Consider the following 22,442-nt stretch of genomic DNA (forward strand, 5'->3'; position numbering starts at 1 on the left):
TCATAAATTTAAAAATATTCTTTATAAAAGATTTTTTACTTAGGTAAGTGAATACAAAACTTCATATATCATTCCCAACTCTCAAATAACAAAATTCGAAATACCACATTAGAGATCAAGATCTCAATCCATCTTTTTTAACACAAAGCCACATCTATTTGGTATATAAAGAGATAGGTAATGTGTTAAATGATTACCTGTTTTTTCAGCTAGGGTAAAGTGGATCTCGCCTATTTTTAATCTTTCAAACCCTCCATATTTTTTTTCATCTGTACAAAACACCAACTTATATTTTCCTGGACGTGCATATATTCTGTAATGGGTAAAGGATGTGGTTGGATGGAAGCTAAACACAAATACATAGTCTCCTCTCTCAAAGGCAATAACCTTATTTTCATTGTGATCATGGAGATGTTTTGGTGGAATTTCAGGTCTTAATATATTTATCTGTTTGATAAATCTTATCATGTCTATATCAAACTTAAGCAGATATTCATATCTAAGCAGGGGATTTTCTGCAAGAGACCACTGTCTTCTGGCATATTTGTAAGACCAATTGTTTCCTTGTCTTGGAAAATCTATCCATTCAGGATGTCCAAATTCATTTCCCATGAAATTTAAATAGCCAGCACATGCAGTTGATATAGTGATGAATCTGATTAGCTTATGAAGAGCAATCCCTCTATCTACTTTTAGATTCTCATCTCCCTTTCTCATAAAATAATACATATCAGCACCAATTAATCTGAAAATTATGGTCTGGTCTCCAACCAGTGCCTGGTCGTGGGATTCAGCATAGCTGATGGTCTTTTCTTCTGGCCTGTGGTTTGTTAGTTCATACCAAAGACGCCCCATGGGCCACTCTTCATCCCTAAAATCCTTTAACAACTTTATCCAGAAGTCAGCAATCCCCATTGCAAAACGATAGTCAAATCCAATTCCTCCTCTTTCTACTGGATAGCATAGCCCAGGTATGCCAGATACCTCTTCAGCAATGGTTATTGCATCATCTTTTATTTGATGTACCAGTTTATTTGCTAGGGCCAGATAGGCAATAGCATCTGTATCCACAGATTCATTAAAATAGTCCTCATATGATACAAAATCCTTTCCTATGCCATGGTGGGTGTATAGCATGCTGGTTATGCCATCAAATCTAAAACCATCTACATGAAATTCCTCTAAATAGTATCTTAAATTTGATAGTAAAAAACAAAGCACGTGTTTTTTTGAATAATCAAAGAGTCTGGATCCCCATAGGGGATGATAACCCCTTTTCCCTTCGTGAAAATAAAGGTCATAGGTTCCATCAAATCGAGATAGCCCTTCGACCTCATTTGGTGCTGAATGGGAGTGAACTATATCTATTAATACATAGAGTCCTAGACTATGAGCAGTATCTATTAATTCCTTTAAATCATCTGGGTTGCCAAATCTGGATGATGGGGCAAAATAGTTTGATACCTGATAGCCAAAAGAACCATAATAGGGGTGTTCTAAAATGGCCATGAGTTGTATGGTATTATAACCAAGTTTTTTTATCCATGGTAAAATATTCTCAGTAAATTCTCTGTATGTTCCAACCTTTTCTTCCTCTTGCGCCATGCCAACATGGGCTTCATATATTAGTAGCGGCTTTGGATATTGGACATTTTTATCGTATTTCCACTGGTATTTTTCTTCAGGGCACCATACCTTTGCAGAAAAGATCTTGGTGTTTTCATCCTGTACAACATAAGTTGCATGGGACGGTATCCTCTCTCCTTCTCCTCCCTCCCATTTTATATATAATTTATATAAATCACCGTGGGAGATTTTGTCCTGTGGAATAAAAATCTCCCATACACCATTTTTCTTCTTTTCAAGCCTGAATTTGGTATTTATCTGCCAATTAGTCATATCTCCAATAAGATATATTTCCTTTGCATTAGGGGCAAATTCTCTGAAAATCCAGTGATCATCAAGTTTGTGGAGTCCAAAATATTTGTAAGAAGAGGCGAATTCTTTAAGAGACTGATTTTTTGTTATGGATTTTTCAACCTCTTTTATCTTTTTTATTCTCTCTTCTATGTATCTTTCATAGGGTTTAAGATATGGATCTATTTCAATGAGATCTATTTTTTCCATCTATTTCTCCAGCGTCTAAGCTCACCTGCCACTTTGGACTACAGCGGAAAAGTGGTCAGGTAGAGCGATTTGTCAGATAGTTAAGAATAATCCTAATTCTTTTTGTAATCTCCTTTTAGCTAGCTCACAATACTTAGAATCAATTTCTAAACCAACCGCTTTCCTCTTAAGTAATTTAGCTTCTATTAGAGTCGTTCCACTTCCACAAAAAGGATCACATATTATATCACCTATAAATGAGAATAATTTTATACATCTTCTCGGCAGTTCTCTAGGAAATGCGGCAGGATGTCCTACTCCCCAAAGCCGTTCTTCTACTTATGTTTCCTTCATTCCAAATTATTGTAGAATGATATTTCCAACCTACTTTTTGAGCCAGAACGATTAAATCAGCACCTACTGAGCGCTGTCCACCTTTATTTTTATCTAAAGGTATATTTAAACATAAACGACCAGTAGACTTAGTCCATTTTAAACAATTAGATAACCACTTCTCGCTAAATAATAAATAATCTTCAATTGTTTTCGTTCAAAACATCTCCTTTATAAAGGATTATATCTTTTGCCTTAAAATATTCTTTAATCATATTAACTTCCTTAAATCTTCTATTAATTCACTAATTGATTTGACTTTCTTACTTTATCATATTATTTTCCTTCTATCTAACGCAAAGTTCAGTGGCGTCGTGTAACGCCGTCCAATGAAGGAGTTTGTTAGAAATTATTCTTTTAAATATTTAAGAATTTCTATTTCTTTCCTTAAAAATTGATTTACTACACTACTTATTTCTAAATCTTTTCTTAATGCAACCTTTTCTAATACTTCCAAAATTTCACGGTCTAAATAGATCGGAATATAAAACTCTACATTAGGATTATAAAATTTCCCTCTCTCTCCTTTTGAAAAATCATATTCTTTTTTCATATTAAATCTCCTCATTATATTGCTTTGTTTCTTTTTTAGTAGCTTTTCTTGCTGAAATTATTCTAATTTTACAAGTGTTTTCGTCTAATTGTTCAAACGTGTGCACCACTACTAATAAAGTTCCATTTATATCCATGCCTAAAGTAATCCAACGATCTTCCTTTTCGCTGTGTTCTTCATCGTATATAGATAAAGCATTGGGATCTTTAAAAACTGTACAAGCTCTTTCAAAAGAGACTTTATGTTTTTTTAAATTAGTTTTAGCTTTCTGAGGGTTCCATTCAAAATAATAACGCATTTATTTTAGCATACTTTTTAAAAAATTTTCAATCTAACGCAAAGCTCAGTGACGAGCAACCGCCAAGCTGAAGGCCCAAGCGGGTTGCGAGTCCACTGCACACTTTATGCTAAAAACCACTTTACTAATTTAAGCCTCCCAAGATGTAAGGGAGGAATCAACAAACTTAAACCTTATACCCCACGAGATCAATTATGAAATGACAAAAAAATAATAAAAAAATTTCTTTTAAAGGTAAAGATTTTTTCGGAATTGATGTCAATAAAAAACTTGGTATATCTGACATAACGGGCTGCTTATTAAATCTTTTGCCATAGACCCTATCCCTGAAATTCTCGTTAATTCCCTTAATAAAAATTATCCTTGTGCTAATTTCTTTGTGGCATATGAAACTGCAAGATTTAGAAAGTTATAACAAATTAATAACTAGAATGAAAAAACAACAAGCTATCATTAGTATAGCTAAAAAACTTCTCTCCAGAATAAGGCATGTATGGTGTTAAATAAACAACCTTATAGTAAATTGTTAGATGGTATCTTAGACTTTTTTAAATTTCTGCTCTGTGGTAAACAGTTGAATAACTGATTGTCTTGTAAAAAAGACCAATAGGCATATATAAAAGATAAAATCATCAATAGCCATAAACTTTATTGTAAATTTACCTCTTAAAAGCATTATTGCAAAATTGTTGAGAATCGTCGCAAAAATCAGAAAAATTAATGTTTTTCTTGCCCACGACTTCATCAGAAACAAAAATACTCCAGAAATTATAAAAAAGAACGAAATGAGAAATGAGAAAGTAAAGAGATATAAGATTTCTCCTTTGCTTTTTATACCTAAAACTTTCTGTGTCTCATCTAAATACAAATTGAATGACTTTGTCAGTTCCGCAAGAATATTTGAGTCTTCAGTATGAAGAATAACTCTAATCATAGTGGCTGGTGCAATGATAGCAAATATTTTCATCAATCCCACTAAGCATATTAAAATTGAAAACAGTCTTATCCAAAACAATGGTTGTTTAAATCTTTGCAACATATTGGACCTTCCCTTTTATACCACCTAACGCTTGAGCTCAGTGGTTGGGACACGCGCCGATTTCGGCACAGATCACAATCCCACTGGAGCGAAGAGAGATTCTTTTAAATATCCGATCCTTTTTTAATTTCAATTCTAACAGGCCCATATTTTTCAATAAATTGTTCAATATTGCCCTCAACTTTAATTTTAACTTGCAACGCTGTGTTTATAGGTAAATTATTTGGGACGTTGTATCTTATAAAAGATATTACGCTTTTATTTTCTGTAGCGGCATAGCTATAATATGATATTGATCTTTCTGAAACAGCAGAATAAATTATTCGGGAATCATATTTAAATTCTACAGTTAGGAATAGTTCTTTCTTAGTTTTTTCAAGCTCATCATAAGAGTTCAATTTTTTAAAATAGAGTAGTATTTCATGATTACCCAAATACTTATGCGTAATTTTGAGATTGTACTCTTTCTTATTCGGAGTTAAATAAACTACTCCTAGTGGTTTTTTAATGTCGTCAGGTGGTGATAGAAGAATCAAAATGGGACCTAATTGAGGAAGAATCTTTCCTTGTTGAATTTGACTCTTGAATATACCTAAAAATGCTACAAAGCACAGAGGTAAAATGATTAGAAAAATGGTTATGCCTATTGCAAACCGCCGCAAGCGCGCTTTGGAAAAAAATAGAAACAAGATTAAACCAATACCAATTAGAAAAAAAGTGTAAATTAGTGTCGATAATATCATTTTATGAATATAAATCTAACGTAGAAATTACCTGCCTTTTAAAGTGCAACGGAAAAAGGTCAATTGTATTACCTTGTTATGATTTTTTTATTATTGGAAAACTTCTAAATTTCTTACTACAGATTTCCCCAATAAAACCACCTAATGCACCAGTAATAAAAAGAAAGAAGATCTCTAATAAATTAATAGATAATACTGGTTTTTCCTGTAATGGTAATGCAATAAGTTTTAGCACAGTAATTATAGCGATTATATTTAAACCAGCTATTAAAATTCCAAGGAACCATCCCTTTTTCTTTATTATGCACCCTACAAAAAAACTTCCTAGTAATGTGGATATGAATTTTGATACGAGTGGAAGTGTTATGTTAGTTAATATTATCCCAGAAATAAATGTAATTAAGAAGCCTAGTAGTATTGTAGTAATTTTTTTCATCTTTTAGCCTTTTTTGTGTTGTTTATCATTATAACGCCAAAACTCAGCGACAGGCAATCTTTACATTCTACCACAAGATTATCTAGTAATGCAAAGAATAATCAAAGATTTTATTTTTTACAATATTATCTCTTTAAGTCAAAATATCAACTCTTTATCTAATCTTATAATCTCTTTTCTCTCTCTTTTTTTTAACGTTCAAGCTCACCTGCCGGGGAATCGCACAAGTGTTTCCCCTTTGTTTTGCATCCACAATGAATCTTCCAAATATCAGATATAATCCGACGATCACAAAAGGAATACCAAAAATAGGAAATATTAATACTGTTGGCCCGCCTTTCTCAGCACCTTTTAGGATAGATGTTAATGCCATAACTTCCCAGAATATAGCAAACCCTCCCCAAAGAATACTGAAGGGAATAAGAAAAATATCATTAGGGCGCAACATTATTCCTTGCTTAGGCCTTCCCACCCATATCAATCTTTCATGCGAGCCAAAATTCTTTTTGAATAACTTGTTCACATTCATGTTGCATATTGTTTCCCCGTTCTAACAATAAACTTTACAGAGGTCGATCTAACATCTTTTCATACAACTGGATATATTTTCTTGCACATTCTTTGTAATTAAATTTCTCATTTGCCTCTTTCATAATTCTCATTATATTTTTGGTTTTTATTTGTTTGGAAAGACTGTAAAAGTTCATGGCCTGATCTATTGCCCAAAATAGTCCATTTGAGTCAAAATGTTTAAACAAAAAACCATTTCCAGTATTGTTATAGGGGTCTAAATGTGTAATTGTATCATGGATTCCGCCTGTATCATGACAAACCGGAATAGAACCATACTTTGGTGCGATCATCTGTGGAAGTCCACATGGTTCAAAAGAAGAAGGCATTAGTATAAAATCTGAGGCAGCAAAACCCTGTCTGGAAAGAGCTTCATCAAAATGACACACGCATACCCTCTCAAAAAGACCATGAAATTTCACTATTTCTTCAAACACTCCAAAGTATTCACCATCAGCAACAAATACAATTTGCAGATGTTTTTCCCAGTATTTAGACACCACCTCATATAAAATATCTGCTAGAAGTTGACATCCTTTTTGGAGGGGATCAAGTCTTGATGGCCAAAAAAACAAAGGAGCTTTTTCATCAACAATTAATCCTAATTTTTTTTGCAAATAAAGCTTATTTTCCCTTTTACCAGATACCATATTTCTGGGGGTATAATTTTTAAAAATTGCTTTATCTGTTTTTGGGTCAAAGGATGCATCAGGCGCATTTAATATCCCAACCGCACATCCAGCATTATATTTATTGATTAGCTCCTGTCTTATATGAGGTGGAATAACATCGTGGTAGCCATTGACTATTTCTTTTAAAAATGTTGGACTCACTGTGTTTACAAAATGGGATGCAAAGATGCCTGATACAAGAAAGTCAACCTCCACTTTTTCCCTAATCTCTTCATAGGATGTTGGATATTCTTTATAAAAGAGATGGTCCCAGAACTCAGCTGCATCGATTCCATTATCTTCAATTACAGCCAATGTTGCTGTTGCAGTGTGGATGTTGTGAATGGTAAATAAAGATGGGATATTTCTTTTTCTTAGATAGGCAGGTACGAGTCCTGTCATCCAGTCATTTAAATGGACTAAATCAGGTCTTACCATGGGTATTATATTGTTTATTGCTTCCCGTTGAAATGCTAAAGAGACCTTTAAGTTTTCGTATCTATAATTGGAATAGACTTTATTTATGTGATAAAAGGACCTATCCTGGGCAAGGTGTATCCTTTGATCGCATAAGTTTTCCATGTAAATCATTAATTGTTCGTTGTAGAGAGTGGTTAAATGTCCTGCCTGGTTTTGATAGATTTTTCTATAATCTGGTAAAAGTACATGGCAATCAACTCCCATATCAAAAAGCTCTTTTATGAGCATTGCCGATACATCAGCAAGACCACCAGCCTTGGCTGAGAGATAAGTGGAAAGAACTCCAGAATCTTCTGGCAGATATGTTACCTCTGGAGTAATTATTAATATCTTTGGTATATGTTCTTTCATTTAATTTAACTCCCAATGGTTTGTTAAAAGTTTAGGTTCAACGTTCTAGGTTCGACGTTCAAAGTTCAACGTTTAAGAAACTTAAGTCATAGATCTTTGAACCTAGAACATTGAACATTGAACGTAGAACCCTTATGGCGCCCAGGTTATAAAATGTGGTGTATATTTAAGATAATCATCTCCCATTGGAACTACTCTCACATTAAACCCATATCTCCCAGAGGCTTTGCATTTTACTTTGCATCTGTAAATGTAATTTCCTCCATCATTTTCCTGGAAAACTTCCATTTTCTCTACTCCTACAATCTCCATCTCTTCCGTGCCTTTAATTTTACCAAAACACAGTTCTACTTCCACCTCTGATGGTTGTATTTCTCCAAGATACACCTCAGCAATCACCTCAAATTCATCTCCTACCCTAAAGTGAGAAGGCCCAAGCTTCATTGGTTTATTTACTTTGATTTCACGCCATAGATTTCTTAATCTCTCTCTTTGTTTTGAAAATTCTTTTGCCTTTTCACAACTGTTTCTTGTTAGATCAAAAAAATTGTGCGCTGCTTTTGAATAGAAATTATCTACGTATTCTTTGACCATCCTCTGGGCTGAAAAGTTTATTATTCCCATTTTCATGGATTCTTTCATCATGTGCACCCATTCAAAAGGTATGCTTCCCCTCCTGTTCTCATAAAATACTGGTAAGATTTCTTCTTCCAGAATGTTGTATATGGCATATGATTCCACTTCATCCTGATAATTAGGGTCTGCATATTCCTTTCCTTCTCCAATTTCCCATCCTCTATCCTCCCTATATCCTTCGCACCACCATCCATCTAATACACTGAAATTTAAGACGCCATTAATAGCTGCCTTCATGCCTGAAGTCCCACACGCCTCATAGGGCCTGCGTGGGTTGTTTAGCCAGATATCCACTCCTTGAACCAGGTGTCTGGCTATATTGATGTCGTAATTTTCTAAAAAAATAAATCTGTGCCTTACTTCTGGATCCCTTGCAAAAGAAATAATTTGTTGTATTATTCCTTTTCCTTCTTCATCTTTTGGATGGGCCTTGCCTGCAAATATAAATTGTACAGGGTATTTTTTAGAGGTTATTATTTTTTTTAGCCTCGCTGGGTCCCGTAAGATCAAATTTGCCCTTTTATACGCAGTAAACCTTCTTGCAAAACCTATTGTTAAAACATTTGGGTCCAAAACTCCTTCAACTTCATCCAGAATCGACTTAGGTGCATTTCTCCTTTCATATTGTTGTCTCATCCTGTAACGACAAAATCTAATAAGCCTGGCACGGCTTAGTTCTCTGGCCCTCCAGAGTTCCTCTTCGTAAATACCATTTATGCCATTAATTATATCTTCTGAGAGCTCATTATACCATTTTTCACCAATGTATCTTTCAAATAATAAATGATTTTCAATGGAAATCCAGGAGGTTACATGCACACCATTGGTTACATATCCAATAGGTACCTCCTCCACCGGTCTATCTGGCCATATATGGTGCCACATTTTTCTAGCCACATGGCCATGTAGTTCACTAACCCCATTACAAAATTGAGAAAATCTTAATCCAAATGTAAACATACAAAACTTGTTTGATGAGTCATAAGTCCATCCCCTTTGTCCCCAGGAAATTATTTCTTCTACTGGCACATTGAATATCTGTGTGTATGGTTCAAGATAGGGTCTCACCATATCAATAAAAAATGTATCATACCCCGCTGCAACTGGGGTATGGGTGGTAAATACATTGGTCCTGGGCAAAAGTTCCATTGCATCTTTAAGCTCAATATTGAATCTTCTCATTATTTGTGCCAGTCGTTCAATGCACACAAAGGAGCAATGGCCTTCGTTTAAATGACACACGCTTGGAAATTTACCCAGTTGTTCCAGAAGTTTCATGCCCCCAATGCCCAATAATATTTCCTGTGCCAGTCGCACATGGGGTTCTCCAGGATATAGTCTGGATGTTATATCTCTTATTTCAGGAGGATTGTCCTTTAAATTGGTGTCCAGTAAATAAAGTTCAACCCTTCCTACATCCATCTTCCACGCCCTTGCCCTTATATTTCCCATTGGTGATGAAATATCAATATATACCTTATTTCCTTTTGCATCCCTCACTCTTTGGATTGGTAGATAGAAAATATCAGTTTCTGGGTATTCCTCAAGTTGCCATCCATCGCTATTTAAAAATTGTGTAAAATAGCCATATCTATAAAAAAGTCCTACTCCAACTAATGGGATACAATAATCAGATGCCGCCTTTAAGTGGTCTCCAGCAAGTATCCCAAGGCCCCCTGAAAATATGGGAATACTTTCATGAATTCCATATTCCATTGAAAAGTAGGCAACAGTAGAATCTTTTGGCATTCCAATATCTTCTGGGGTTTTTTCTAAAAGAACTTCTTCTTCAAATTGCTTTTTTACCTGTCTTAAATGCAAAAGAAAATTTTCATTATGGGCAAATCTATTTAAGGCGTCCTGGGAAATATAGTCACTAAACATTTTCAAAGGATTTTGATTGGAAAGTTTCCACTTTTCAGGGTCCATTCTCTTTAATAGTTCAATGGCCTCAAGCCTCCAGGACCACCACAGATTTTGGATTAATGGTTCTAAAAATTTTAGATTTTTAGGAACTGAAGGATACACATGATAGGATTTAAAGCTTTTCATGGTCTAACTCCATATTTTGTTTTATTTTTATTAATTTTTTTATAACTCTATAAAGTTCGCTAACTCCCCATGCCTGGGCAAGACATCCCCTTTGCATGTGTGGTATGTCTCCATCTAATATTTCTGGTATATATCCAACGCACCCAGAATTTACGTAAATAGATGAAGATCCCAGTATTGATAAACACCTGTCAACATGTTCCTTGCCAAAGGTGATTAAAAGTGCTTCAGCAAAAGAAGGAAAAAGCCATGTCCAGGCTGTGCCATTGTGATATGCAGGTTTTCTGCTGTTATCTTCATCTCCAACATATCTTCCTTGATATGGATGATATGGATCCTTTATAGCATGTTTTGGAATTGAAAACAAAGGAAATTTAAATTTTTTATCTGCTAGAGATCTTATGCCTCCAGGAACAATAAGACACGAAGTTGCTTGGATTATAAGCTCTTGTACCTCTGGGTCCTTGATTAGTCCAAGAGTAATACAAAGGAGTTGATTTGGTCTTAGGTGATCATCAGGTTGTGCATACAGGGCTTCCATATATCCTGATGTATGAAGGGAATCTGAGAGATATCCCAGAGATCTATTTGCATAAAGACCTATAACATAATTTTCCACCTTTTGTCTAAGGCCCTTCCATCCATCTTTTATTGGGCAAAGATCCCCTTTGGGATCTATTTTTTCAAAAAGGGTCAAACACCTATACCAGAGCGCCTGGATCTCTATGGGATACCCCTGTCTTGGAGTACATGCTGGGTAATTTGTGTCCATCCATGTAAAATGAGGCGGGCTATAGACAAGTCCTGTAGAGGGATCTACTTTTATGCCATTTGGCGTGGAATTTATATAATTTTTCCCAATAGAGATGAATATTTCTTCAAAAGTGCGATTTTTTGTCTCTGTTTTTAATACATCTAACCCTAATTTTTCAACCAGATCACTGAGAACCACACCAAACCAGAGTGGTGCATCTGATGTATCCCTATTTAAGGGTGTGCCTTTCTTGATTAAATTTGGCAATGTGCCCTTTTCTTCATATTGTCCAAAGTATTTTAATATAGATATTGCCAGATCCGCTCTATTATCTTCAATATATGCCCTGGAAAATATCAAAGAATCCCTTCCCCAGTCTAAAAACCATGGAAAACCAGCCACTACAGTTTGAACATAATTGTCTTTATCTATTTTATTATAAACAGCAAATTTCTCCATGCTGTATCTTAACCCTTCAATATATGTATATTGCTTTTTTATGTCTTTGATTTGTGCATCTTGAGATATAATTTCACTGTTTATTGAACCTGTTACACATACACTCTCACCTGGGATTAAAGGGATTTTAAAATAACCAGGACTAAATAGATCAGTATGGGGATCAAGCCCTCTTTCCTGTTCTAGGGGTAGATAGACCATATATTGCCACTCAGGCTCAAGCACAAATTCACCTTTACTTGCCTTAAGATGTAATTTTGCCTTCTCTGATGGTTGAAAAATAATCCCATTTTTTTGCACAGTGACACTTTTAGGAAATATTTCTTCTGGCCCTAAATATGCCTTGGTAACATGGTGATGGGATCTTGACTCTAAATCTGGCCTGAGTATCAGGGTAACTTCATCTGATTCTTCATTATCTTCCTTTGAGATATGTCTTTTAAAAGTAATATTTATCTTGTTTTCGTAATCACTTAGACTTAAGAAAATGCTGATATGGGTATGCTTTCCAAGACCTGTAGGCACATAAAAATCCCATGTTCCATGATTTTCATAGTCAAAAGTAAATTTTTGAATCAAATCTTTGTTTATTTCCTCTGAATAACCTTGATGGACTAACCACGCCCTTAGCCTTGTAAACATAACATGTCTATCATCTAAGGAGTCTGGATTTAAATTTCCAGAAAGTAATGCGTTGTATTTTGTTTCAAGGTGTCCCCACCAAACAGGTATGTAAGATAAGGCTCCTTTTTTATTGGAAGCAAGATAAGTAAAGCACCTTTTTAATATTTCGGTCCGGGTAAAATTGGTCTTTATCTTGAGATTTGAAAAATCACATAAAAACAAGATAGAACTCTTTTTTTCAATTACTTCAATGTCATATACTGAAATATAGATATCAACTATCCTGTGTTCTCTTAATCTTTCATCAGGGAAGTATAAAACAAAATATTCACCTTTATTATCTTTAATAGATGCATCGCTAAATATTATTTTCTCTCCTTGTTTTAGTTTTAATCTAAAAGGATGTTTACAATTAAATAAAACAATATGTTTTGGAGGAACTATAATATTTCTTTTTATATCATCTGGAAAAGTCCATTTAATTACACTATTTTTAGGACTTGAATTATCTTTTAAATAAAAGTATGGATTATCTAAAAATAAATTTAATTCCTTTTTTTCGTCTATTTTTATATGCTTTAATCCATTAAAATAACAAATAAACTTATACAATTTCTCTTTTGCCTTTTGTTTTAAACAAACATCAGGCATTACTATATTATTGAAATAGATTTTATCTACATCTATTAAGTCTTGTTTGTTTGGAGTTAAGCACAATACTTCTCCTGGATTTACATATAATTCATAAAATCCGTTAGTATTAGAGATATTTATCTCATTATCTGTTATTAAGTCGTAGTGGATTCCATCGAATATAGAGCTATCTTTAAAAGAAATCTTATTCTTTTTATCACAATCAAGATTTACAATTACTATTAAATAGCATGAATTATCCTGTGGTTTTCTTATTGCAACGATAGAATTATCACCTATTTGTTCTGGGAAATTGATGGTGGCATAAGGGAAAAAGGTCTTATTTGCCTTTATAATTGCACAGAGTTTTTTTATAAATTTTATTTGATTTTCTGGATTTCCCCAGCTTAATGAAGTTATTTCGTGGACATTTATCTTTTCATCAGCAAACCACTCTACGCCATTTGCAAAACCAAATGCACCAAAGTGGGACAAAAGGGCGCAGAGTCCTGTTCGCATTTTTGCATATGTCTTTGACACAGATGCAAGTCTGTTGTTGTCATGGGTTTCGCAAAAATGGACCATCACGCCATCTTCTGATGAAACCTTTGAAGAAAATTTAACATATGGAATTATTTGTTCTTTGGTATAATTTTGAAAAAGTTCAGAATATGCCCAATCATAAGTGCTATTTAAGAGATTTATGGTAATATTTATATCTCCTCCAAGGCCTTCTAAAAAGAAGATAGTATCAGGGAATGACTCCCTTACCTTTGAGATGATGTACTCCCATACCTCAAAGGGTATCATATAACCAGCATCACCCCTAAATCCGTCAACGCCTCTATCACACCACTTTAAAAAAACATCAGCCATATATTTCCATACATCTTTGTTTGAATAGTCCAATTTTGTGAGGTCTGCCCATTTAACACCCCACACTTCAGGAACTTCAATTTCTCCTTGGTCAGTCCTCTTAAGCCACTCAGGGTGCACATCGTGGATAATAGAGCCCCATCCTGTATGGTTTATGGGTATATCTAGGATAACAAGACCATCTCTTTTGTGGATTTCTGAAGCAAGTTCCATAAATTGTTCAATAGGTGTTTTTTTGGGATCAAACACAGCCAATTCAGGATCTACGCTGTAGAAGTCCTGCACGGCATAGGGGCTGCCAAAACGCCCCATCCTTCCAAAGGTAGTTGGCACAGGAAATATGGGCAAAAGTTGAATGTATCTACATCCAAGCTCATAGATAATAAAGTCCAGCTCCTCTATAAGATCTCTAAAAGTACCAGAAGGGGGAATTACGTGGAATCCAGCCCTATCCAAGGGAGTTAAATCAAATTTTTTGATCCAATCAGTCCCATGTTTAGATGGGCCAAATAGTCTTACAAAGGCGTTGTAGATTGTGTTTGCAGCACATGATATTGCTGGTTTTACATTAATATGGACATTTCCTCCACTAGGCCAGATAGGGTCGTTTTTTTGGTCTGGCAAAAGGTAACATTTGGCCTCAAAGTGGCCTACCTGTGTTAAGGGAAGTTCTACCTCAAATCGTTTTTTATCTATTTTTTCCATCTTAATATCGTGCCAATCGAGGTGAAATTTCACCTCACCCTTTTCAACCTTTTTTATTACTTCTCTGCGCATTATCTTGCTGTGTCCTAAATTTGTACGAACAAATCCCTCTCCAGATATATCTTCCCTAACCTCAAGACTAAATCTAATAGTATCACCAGAAAATTGGCATAATCTCTGGTCAGGAGATGGAGTTTGAATTAATTTTTCTGAAATAATCATGACAAATTCCTTTTTAAAGTTTTTTAGCTCAAAATGGAAAAGACCAAAAGGTCTTTTGATAGTAAAAAAAATAAAAGCACAAAATCTATCTAACCATATAATTTTTTATACTTTATTTCAATATGGTTTTATGTTCCATATTCAAAATCCAAATAAAATCAAATTAAAACTTAAACCGTATACCAAAAAACACAGTAACTTTTTCTGAATTTGAGAACCTATTAAGGTTAAAAATATAAGAGAGCTAGAGGAAAAATTAAAGAGTGAGAAAAAAGACAATTTTTTGGTAAAACTTATTTTTCTTAATCTTAATAAGAGTAGCACTAATAGACAATTTTTTATCCCATAAGAACAAGGTAATAAGAGAAAAGACATCTAAGTTAGATATTTATCTAGTTTATCTTCCACCTTTTTATTTAATTTTACTTATCATCTTTATAAATTTTACACTTACAAAATTGTAAGGGATTACAGCTAAAAAATTCCTGCTGGGTTGACAAGATATTATTTGCTCAGTTAAATAATCAATAACGGGCAATTAGCTCAGGTGGATAGAGCACCAGCCTCCGGAGCTGGAGGTCGCAGGTTCAAATCCTGCATTGCCCGTTAATGATTTTAGAGAGTTACAATATTCCCAACTATCCGGCCAGGCCCTGGTTGGCAGTTTTGGTTACCACTTTTGAAGGCTTCTATCCATGAGTGGTCTATCCCTTTCTTCTTTTTTAAATTTCAAAACCTTCCCAGCTTTTTTCTTACTGAAAATCTTTTCCAAATCTACCTGAACGCCTCTTAGTTCGTGCAGATATTGCGCAATAGTAGTGGAACTTCTGTGTCTTAATATCCGCTGAATCGTGGGAAGAGGTATGGGGATAGGTCCGTATTTTAATTTTTAGAGGGTGGTGGAAGATTTCTTTTATGATTAAACAGTCTCCTGAGTATGTTAAACGAACTGTTTGTGAGCAAATCCTTGATGGCTCTTACTCTATTGCCAATGTTGCTAAAATTAAACAATACCCCTTATTTTTCTATGTATTAGAGGGCGCATTCGCTAGCTACTCCTCCTACTTATTTGTGCTTGTGGATTTTAATAAATTTTTCGAGCCTATAGCTCATTTTTGTCCTCTTTTCTATTTCAGTAACGATTTCTTTTTGCACTTCAAGAAAATGGTTGTACCGCTTTCAAAGACCTGATAAAATACTATCTGGCATTCTATTTGATCAAACTCGCTTTGAAAATGATATTGAACATCATCTTATAAAACCATATAATTCGCAACAAATAACATGGTTGAACTTTTTTATGAGTTTATTTACTAACTCATTCACTCAACTTAATTTATATCATCCCAGAAATTAAAGATAATTATTATGACTTACCCTTGTTTTTTATAATTACCATTTAGTCTGTATGATATTGGGGAATAAATTTAAATTTGGAGAAAATTAAAAATGAAGACTGTAAAAGATGCATGTGAACTCCAGCCTAATGCCCTTGATGTTCGTTTAAGTGATCAGGTTGAACAGTTGGATGAACTTATAAATGCAGAGGGCACAGGTGAGGCTTTCTTTGAAAGAACTTTTATCACTGAAGGAATGAAATCTCTTGTAGAAGAGGGAATTGCGAGGCTAGCGGGAAAATCAAGTTCAGCGATTTTTCATCTAAAGCAGGCTATGGGTGGAGGTAAAACTCATTTGCTGGTTAGCTTTGGACTATTGGCTAAATATACAAATTTACGCGAAAAATATTTTCCAACAGTTTCTTATATAAACGATTTTAAGAGTGCAAAGGTCGCAGCTTTCAATGGACGCAATAATCCAAAGGAATTTTTCTGGGGAGAAATTGCCAGACAACTCGGAAGAGGCGAGTTGTTTACCCAATTTTGGGTAAGCGGTCCTCAGGCTCCAGATGAAAAAGCGTGGCTAAAGCTTTTTGAGGGTGATGAGCCTATTTTGATTTTGCTTGATGAGATGCCTCCATACTTTCATTACTATACTACCCAAAAAATAGGTGAAGGCACAATTGCAGATATAATTACTCGTGCCTTTGCTAATCTACTTACTGCTGCTGGTAAAAAGAAAAATGTTGCTGTGGTTGTCTCTGATCTTTCTGCAGCTTATGATACAGGAGGAAAACTAATAAATAGAGCTTTGGAAGATGCAAGGGCTGAACTTGGTCGCCAGGAACGCTCAATAACTCCGGTAGATCTAGCCTCAAATGAAGCTTTAAGGCCCCGTGTACGGGGAGAAAAGACGCTTGTTGATGAACTCATAGACTTTGCTGTAGATGTAGCAAATCGCTGTCTTGTTCCTCAAGGAATAGAAGAAAAGCGTTGGAAGAACCTTTTAAATATAGAACGATTTTATCTCAAGATGTTGGAGTTGGAGGCAAAAGGTGTTCAAAAGTTAGATACCTATCAGAATTTTGCAAAAGCTTTTAAGATAAGAAATTTTAGATCTATTATGGCATCAGCCAGAGCAAACAGGGCTAGACTTAAAAGTTCTATTGAACTTGGCAAAAGCGAGATGAGTGAGGGATCTGAATTTTATATTCACTCACATAAGACAGTATCTCCACTTAGGGCAGTTCTTTATGCTCTTATGGAACTTCAAAAGGATATAGAAAGTGAAGATGTGCTTGCTCATCTTACCGAAAATGTTCCTAATTATTATGGAGAGGCAACAGTGAGAGAACTTATTATTGCTCTTTGTGAATTTATTGCAGATAAAGTTCAAACAATCCGTCCTAAAGAAGCAGATGCAGCAAAGGTCCTGGCAGAATTTATTAAAAATCAGAGAATAGGATAAAAAAATGTTTTTCATCCCAAATTCAAAATTGAGTTAACTTATCCAGGAGTCTATTTTAATGAAAGTAAAAGTCAAAAATCTTGGTCCTATTAAACAGGCTGAATATAATGTTGGAGATTTTACAATAATTTGTGGTAGGAATAATACGGGCAAAACGTACATTACTTATGCTTTATATGGATTTTTTAAATATTGGAAAACAGGTTTTAAATTTCCATTTAAAGGAATAAACAAACTCTTAGAAGAAGGTAAACTTTCTATTAACTTAATTAAATATAGAGAAAGAACTAAGGAAATATTAAAACAGGCATCAAAAGAATATCAAAGATTTCTGGATAGGGTATTTGCTGCAAAAGAAGGGACCTTTGATAATACAACCTTTGAACTTTCTGTTGAACAAAGTCAAATAGATTTGTCAGATATTTCATATCAGCGCACTATTAGCCTTGCTAAAACAGAACTTATATCAATCTTTAAGGATAAAAAAGAGAATTTTTTAAAGATAAATTTATTGACAGATACAAAAAGCCTGGATGTGCCAAAAGAGCTTTTACATAATTTGATTGGAGATGCATTAAAGGAAATTTTGTTTAAAAAGATCATTCCTCGAGTGTTTATAGCCAGTGCTGAGAGAACAGGAGCTGCTATTTTTCGCAAAGACCTTGATTTTGCGAGAAATAGATTGATTGAGCAAATAGGAGAAAAAAAGACAAAAATTGATATTTTTAGCTTAATAGAAAAGGTCTCAGATAGCTATGCTCTACCTGTTAGAGATAATGTAGATTTTACAAGACGACTAGAAGATATAGCTAAAACCCAAAGTGTACTTGCTAAAAAATACCCAGAATTACTTGCTGAATTTGCGGATATAATCGGTGGAGAGTACCGTATTATTAGAGATGAAGTTGTTTTTGTGCCTGGAAATAACAAGCGTATCCGTTTACCAATGGTACAAAGTTCAAGCGCTGTGCGTTCTCTTTTGGATATAGGCTTTTACTTGCATCATATTGCCTGTCCTGGCGACATGTTGATGATTGATGAACCTGAACTTAATCTCCATCCTGAAAATCAGCGTCTCATTGCCAGACTTCTTGCCAGATTGGTAAATGTAGGGATAAAGGTATTTGTTACCACCCATAGCGATTATATTATTAAAGAATTAAATACATTAATCATGTTAAATCAACCTAATAAAGAAATTCAGAATATTAGAAAAAGCAAAGGGTATAGAGAAGATGAACTTATTGATGCAAAGAATATAAAAGTTTATATGGCGAAGAAAAATAAAATTTTACTTAATGGATATAAACGGAAAACCTCTGTCCTTACATTGGTAGAGGCAGATATAGATCCATCTCTTGGTATTGAAGCCGAGACATTTGATAAAACAATTGATGATATGAATCGTATCCAGGATGCAATTATTTTTAGTGGAGATTAAGATGAATGAAGATTTATTAAAAAAATTATTTATTAATGATTTATTTACAGTATCTCAAGAAAAAGGCAAACATTTTGTTAGGTTAAAAGAGCGAGGAGAAAAAGCAAAATTAAGACAAGTGGATATTTATGGTGTGGAAAACAATTCTGTAGTTTTGGATATTGATAAATATCAAAATCAGAACCTTATTTTTAAGGGACAATTAGGAGAAAATAAACGGTGCGATTATCTTTTATTTACAGAATGGATAAACAAAAAATAATATTGTTTATTGAGCTAAAATCTAGAAAGATTAAAAAAAAAAATGAAGTAATTAAAAAATTTAAAGCAACAGAATGTTTTATTAATTACTGCAATGATATTTTAAATAAATTTTTAAATGAATATCTCAGACTATTTATTGTTTTTTATAAGCATAACATTCCAAAGAGAAGAACAAGATCAATACCTCCAAGGCTTACAGCTTCATATAAGAATCCAGAAAAATTTCTAAAATATCCATCGCCATCTTCATCTATTAAACTAAACTTAAAAAAATTGCTTCAATTATAGGGAAGGTGCAAAGATTTTGATAGAACTTATTAAAAATAAAGGGATAGAATAAAAATCATGGTGGCTATTAACTTTAACGCTATTAATTAGGCCTGGAGGCAGCTTTTCTAAAACAACGTAGAAAGCAGAAGAATCCTGGAAATAGTGTTAAGATGGGAGGTATAAAATTTTGGATGTGTTAGAAAAGGAATTTTCATGACTCTGGGTAGTTTAAAAAAATGGAGTGTTGTTATTTCCAACAGAGTTGAAAAGAAGATAAAATAAATATTTTATAGTAAAGGGTCATGATAAACCGTTTCTCTTCCCGCAGGGTGTGTTTTAAAAGGAATTTTTTAGCAGAAAAGCTTAAAAACGCAAAAGTATATAAACGAATTGCAGGCTATTTTAGAAGCTCAATTTTTGAATTAATAGGTGAAGAAATTTCAAGAATTCCTAAAGTCCAGGTAGTGTGCAATAGCGATCTGGATGTTGCTGATATTGCTGTATCAAAATATGCCAGAGAAGTGGCGCTAAAAGAACGCTTTAATGAGGATATTTCTCCAGAGATAGAGTCTCTTTTAAATAAAGATCGTTACAAACAATTATATGAATTTTTAAAAAGTGGTAAAGTAGAGATTAGAGTTGTTCCTAGACAAAAGGTTTTTGTCCACGGAAAAGCAGGTATTATTGAATATTATACAGGAAAAAAGGTAGCTTTTTTAGGTTCAGCTAATGAAACAAGAGAGGCTTTTTCTGAAAATTATGAACTTATCTGGGAAGATGATTCAGAAGAAGGCGTTAGATGGCTTGAAGAGGAATTTGAAGCTCTGTGGCAAGAAAGTTATCCTTTGCCAGATGCCATTATAGAGGAAATAGGTAGAATTTCTAAGAGGATAGAAGTTCGTTTTGAGGATTTAACTCCAGAAGAAGTTGCTCCTGCCTCTTTAGTTGAAAGTCCCATATATCGCAAAGGTGAACAACTTCAGCCCTGGCAACGTTCGTTTGTAACTATTTTTTTAAAACATAGAGAAATATACGGTAAGGCCAGATTACTTTTAGCAGATGAGGTTGGAGTTGGTAAAACTCTGTCTTTAGCAGCCAGTGCTATGGTTTCATGTCTTCTGGATGATGGTGCGGTTCTAATTTTAACTCCAGCAACTCTTACCTGGCAATGGCAGGTAGAATTAAAGGATCGTCTTGGAATTCCAAGTGCAGTATGGAAACATGAAGTGATAAAGAAGCTTGAAAGGCCATGGTAAAAAAGGATTTACACAGTCCCGCTTTTTGTTACCTCCCCACTTCTCCTCATCAAAACTCCGCAGTCATAAAAAGATATTTTCTATACATAGGCGGCTTTGTCCAACAAACAGTTCACATTGTGGTTCGCTCTCTTACACTCACTCAATCTAACCTTACGGTGACAGATAGAACGAAAGTTGTATCTAAAAAGGAAAAAATGGTTCGTGCATCAATGAAATTATGGCATGCAATAACTGAATCCTGAAATTTGTGCCCAATATCAGTAAAGATTTTTGTCTATCTTTAAGTGAACACTCTCGCTTAGCTAAAAGCTGACAAAAAATAATTAGCCCTTGACTATTTTCGTACAACTTGTAAACATTCAATGTAATGGACGTATAAAAGTTCTTATAAAAGTCAGTTCCTAAGTAAAATTTAAGAAATAAAAATATGGATACACAGATGTTGATTAAAGAGATACTTAACCTGGATAAAGAAAAAAAAGATGTTATTGTCCAGGGATGGGTGAGGACAAGGAGAGATTCTAAGGGTTTTTCATTTATTGAGTTAAATGATGGATCCTGCCTTAAAAATCTGCAGATTGTTATTGACCACTCAACAATATCTACAAATGATCTAAAAAAAATAACCACAGGAAGTTCAATAAAAGTAAAAGGAGATATAGTTGAGTCCCCAGGTAAGGGACAAAAATGGGAACTTAGGGGAAGAGAAGTCTATATCCTAGGTGAAGCTGATCCCAATAAGTATCCTTTGCAGAAAAAAAGACATTCAGATGAATTTTTGCGTCAAATCGCCCACTTGAGGGTGAGGACTAATAAATATGGAGCAATTAATAGGATTAGATCAACAGCTTCATATCTTATCCATAAATTTTTACAAGAACGAGATTTCTTTTACATCCACACACCCATAATCACCTCCTCAGACTGTGAAGGGGCAGGGGATCTGTTTCAAGTAATAAAAAAGGGCGAAAAAAAGCACACTTTTTTTAAAAAAGATGCCTATTTGACTGTTTCTGGACAACTTACAGCAGAGGCCCTATGCCTTGGACTTGGGCGGGTCTATACCTTTGGGCCTACTTTTAGGGCAGAAGACTCAAATACCCCAAGACATGCAGCTGAATTCTGGATGGTTGAACCTGAAATGGCATTTTTTGATTTAAAGGATGACATGGATTTAGCAGAAGAATTGATAAAATATGTGGTTAAGGCCACTTGGAAGCAAAGAGCTGACGATATTGAACTCTTTTCTAAATTTTTAGACAAAACACTTATATCAAGAATAGAGAAATTAATAAATGAACCATTTGTGAGAATACAATACACAGAGGCCATAAATATTTTAGAGAAGGCTAAAAAGAAAGTGGAATTTCAATTTGAGCCCAAATGGGGAGAAGACCTGCAAACAGAACACGAGAGATACCTTACGGAAAAATATTTTAATGGCCCTGTTGTTGTGTATAATTATCCAAAAGATATAAAGCCATTTTATATGAGATTAAATGATGACGAGAAAACAGTTGCTGCAATGGATATCTTACTTCCCAAGGTTGGAGAAGTTGTTGGGGGAAGTCAGAGGGAAGAGAGACTTAATGTACTTATTAAAAACATGGAAAGAGTGGAAATGAAAATACAAGACTATGAGTGGTATTTAGATTTAAGACGTTACGGAACAGTTAAACACTCTGGATTTGGACTTGGATTTGACAGACTCATTATGTTTTTAACTGGAGTGTCAAACATCCGTGATGTAATTCCATTTCCCAGGACACCAGGTACATTAAATTTTTAACTTAAATTATTGG

At 34.4% G+C, this 22,442-nt stretch carries 16 protein-coding genes, 1 tRNA gene and 1 pseudogene; 7 read left to right on the forward strand and 11 right to left on the reverse strand.

Annotated features, from left to right (window positions below; translation table 11 throughout):
• Nucleotides 1–123 precede the first annotated feature (123 nt).
• The 11 genes and pseudogenes from ACYQ1E_RS07000 to ACYQ1E_RS07050 form a co-directional block, all read right to left on the reverse strand.
• Nucleotides 124–2,127, reverse strand: coding sequence for an alpha amylase C-terminal domain-containing protein (locus tag ACYQ1E_RS07000; RefSeq protein ID WP_459877055.1), 2,004 nt, complete (start codon nucleotides 2,125–2,127; stop codon nucleotides 124–126).
• Nucleotides 2,128–2,199: 72 nt separating this feature from the next.
• Nucleotides 2,200–2,406, reverse strand: a pseudogene (locus tag ACYQ1E_RS07005) (DNA methyltransferase); the annotation flags it as partial.
• On the reverse strand, nucleotides 2,399–2,647 hold the full coding sequence (locus ACYQ1E_RS07010; protein WP_459878484.1) for a DNA methyltransferase: 249 nt from the start codon (nucleotides 2,645–2,647) through the stop codon (nucleotides 2,399–2,401). The gene ACYQ1E_RS07010 and the pseudogene ACYQ1E_RS07005, both read right to left, overlap by 8 nt.
• A gap of 201 nt (nucleotides 2,648–2,848) precedes the next feature.
• Nucleotides 2,849–3,052, reverse strand: coding sequence for a hypothetical protein (locus ACYQ1E_RS07015; RefSeq protein WP_459877058.1), 204 nt, complete (start codon nucleotides 3,050–3,052; stop codon nucleotides 2,849–2,851).
• Nucleotide 3,053: 1 nt separating this feature from the next.
• Nucleotides 3,054–3,350, reverse strand: a complete 297-nt coding sequence (locus tag ACYQ1E_RS07020; RefSeq protein ID WP_459877061.1) for a BrnT family toxin — start codon at nucleotides 3,348–3,350, stop codon at nucleotides 3,054–3,056.
• 1,143 nt (nucleotides 3,351–4,493) lie between these two features.
• Complete coding sequence (locus ACYQ1E_RS07025) at nucleotides 4,494–4,925, reverse strand: hypothetical protein (protein WP_459877064.1); 432 nt, start codon at nucleotides 4,923–4,925, stop codon at nucleotides 4,494–4,496.
• A gap of 283 nt (nucleotides 4,926–5,208) precedes the next feature.
• Nucleotides 5,209–5,568 (reverse strand): hypothetical protein, encoded by a 360-nt coding sequence (locus ACYQ1E_RS07030; protein WP_459877067.1) that lies wholly within the window; start codon nucleotides 5,566–5,568, stop codon nucleotides 5,209–5,211.
• Between the two features lie 154 nt (nucleotides 5,569–5,722).
• Nucleotides 5,723–6,097, reverse strand: a complete 375-nt coding sequence (locus ACYQ1E_RS07035; protein WP_459877070.1) for a hypothetical protein — start codon at nucleotides 6,095–6,097, stop codon at nucleotides 5,723–5,725.
• A 34-nt stretch (nucleotides 6,098–6,131) separates the two neighbouring features.
• Nucleotides 6,132–7,640 (reverse strand): glycogen synthase, encoded by a 1,509-nt coding sequence (locus ACYQ1E_RS07040; RefSeq protein ID WP_459877073.1) that lies wholly within the window; start codon nucleotides 7,638–7,640, stop codon nucleotides 6,132–6,134.
• A gap of 132 nt (nucleotides 7,641–7,772) precedes the next feature.
• Nucleotides 7,773–10,328 carry an alpha-glucan family phosphorylase gene (gene glgP / locus ACYQ1E_RS07045; RefSeq protein ID WP_459877076.1) on the reverse strand — a complete coding sequence of 852 codons (2,556 nt, stop codon included), beginning with the start codon at nucleotides 10,326–10,328 and terminating at the stop codon, nucleotides 7,773–7,775.
• Nucleotides 10,315–14,601 (reverse strand): amylo-alpha-1,6-glucosidase, encoded by a 4,287-nt coding sequence (locus tag ACYQ1E_RS07050; RefSeq protein WP_459877078.1) that lies wholly within the window; start codon nucleotides 14,599–14,601, stop codon nucleotides 10,315–10,317. Before ACYQ1E_RS07050 ends, glgP begins: the two co-directional genes overlap by 14 nt.
• A 532-nt stretch (nucleotides 14,602–15,133) precedes the next feature.
• On the opposite strand from ACYQ1E_RS07050, the gene ACYQ1E_RS07055 reads away from it, so the two are divergent.
• The 7 genes from ACYQ1E_RS07055 (at nucleotide 15,134) to asnS (ending at nucleotide 22,429) form a co-directional block, all read left to right on the forward strand.
• Nucleotides 15,134–15,207 (forward strand) — tRNA-Arg (locus tag ACYQ1E_RS07055).
• 843 nt (nucleotides 15,208–16,050) lie between these two features.
• On the forward strand, nucleotides 16,051–17,406 hold the full coding sequence (locus ACYQ1E_RS07060; protein WP_459877081.1) for a DUF499 family protein: 1,356 nt from the start codon (nucleotides 16,051–16,053) through the stop codon (nucleotides 17,404–17,406).
• Nucleotides 17,407–17,464: 58 nt separating this feature from the next.
• Nucleotides 17,465–18,847, forward strand: a complete 1,383-nt coding sequence (locus ACYQ1E_RS07065; protein ID WP_459877084.1) for an AAA family ATPase — start codon at nucleotides 17,465–17,467, stop codon at nucleotides 18,845–18,847.
• Nucleotide 18,848: 1 nt separating this feature from the next.
• The gene (locus tag ACYQ1E_RS07070; RefSeq protein ID WP_459877087.1) at nucleotides 18,849–19,109 is read left to right on the forward strand and encodes a hypothetical protein; all 261 of its coding nucleotides are present in this window, start codon (nucleotides 18,849–18,851) and stop codon (nucleotides 19,107–19,109) included.
• Nucleotides 19,067–19,399 carry a hypothetical protein gene (locus tag ACYQ1E_RS07075; protein WP_459877089.1) on the forward strand — a complete coding sequence of 111 codons (333 nt, stop codon included), beginning with the start codon at nucleotides 19,067–19,069 and terminating at the stop codon, nucleotides 19,397–19,399. Before ACYQ1E_RS07070 ends, ACYQ1E_RS07075 begins: the two co-directional genes overlap by 43 nt.
• Before the next feature lie 284 nt (nucleotides 19,400–19,683).
• Nucleotides 19,684–20,637 (forward strand): phospholipase D-like domain-containing protein, encoded by a 954-nt coding sequence (locus ACYQ1E_RS07080; protein WP_459877092.1) that lies wholly within the window; start codon nucleotides 19,684–19,686, stop codon nucleotides 20,635–20,637.
• Between the two features lie 442 nt (nucleotides 20,638–21,079).
• Nucleotides 21,080–22,429: an asparagine--tRNA ligase gene (asnS, locus tag ACYQ1E_RS07085; protein ID WP_459878486.1), complete on the forward strand. Its 1,350-nt coding sequence runs from the start codon at nucleotides 21,080–21,082 to the stop codon at nucleotides 22,427–22,429.
• The last annotated feature ends 13 nt before the right edge of the window (nucleotides 22,430–22,442 follow it).

Source organism: Desulfothermus naphthae (genome assembly GCF_054657475.1).

Bases quoted from the DNA above. Each gene is read 5' to 3' on its own strand.
- ACYQ1E_RS07040 (WP_459877073.1), bottom strand. From the start codon at position 7,640: ATGAAAGAACATATACCAAAGATATTAATAATTACTCCAGAGGTAACA.
- ACYQ1E_RS07060 (WP_459877081.1), top strand. From the start codon at position 16,051: ATGAAGACTGTAAAAGATGCATGTGAACTCCAGCCTAATGCCCTTGAT.
- ACYQ1E_RS07065 (WP_459877084.1), top strand. From the start codon at position 17,465: ATGAAAGTAAAAGTCAAAAATCTTGGTCCTATTAAACAGGCTGAATAT.
- ACYQ1E_RS07000 (WP_459877055.1), bottom strand. From the start codon at position 2,127: ATGGAAAAAATAGATCTCATTGAAATAGATCCATATCTTAAACCCTAT.
- ACYQ1E_RS07070 (WP_459877087.1), top strand. From the start codon at position 18,849: ATGAATGAAGATTTATTAAAAAAATTATTTATTAATGATTTATTTACA.
- asnS (WP_459878486.1), top strand. From the start codon at position 21,080: ATGTTGATTAAAGAGATACTTAACCTGGATAAAGAAAAAAAAGATGTT.
- ACYQ1E_RS07035 (WP_459877070.1), bottom strand. From the start codon at position 6,097: ATGAATGTGAACAAGTTATTCAAAAAGAATTTTGGCTCGCATGAAAGA.
- ACYQ1E_RS07080 (WP_459877092.1), top strand. From the start codon at position 19,684: ATGATAAACCGTTTCTCTTCCCGCAGGGTGTGTTTTAAAAGGAATTTT.
- ACYQ1E_RS07020 (WP_459877061.1), bottom strand. From the start codon at position 3,350: ATGCGTTATTATTTTGAATGGAACCCTCAGAAAGCTAAAACTAATTTA.
- ACYQ1E_RS07030 (WP_459877067.1), bottom strand. From the start codon at position 5,568: ATGAAAAAAATTACTACAATACTACTAGGCTTCTTAATTACATTTATT.
- ACYQ1E_RS07015 (WP_459877058.1), bottom strand. From the start codon at position 3,052: ATGAAAAAAGAATATGATTTTTCAAAAGGAGAGAGAGGGAAATTTTAT.
- glgP (WP_459877076.1), bottom strand. From the start codon at position 10,328: ATGAAAAGCTTTAAATCCTATCATGTGTATCCTTCAGTTCCTAAAAAT.
- ACYQ1E_RS07050 (WP_459877078.1), bottom strand. From the start codon at position 14,601: ATGATTATTTCAGAAAAATTAATTCAAACTCCATCTCCTGACCAGAGA.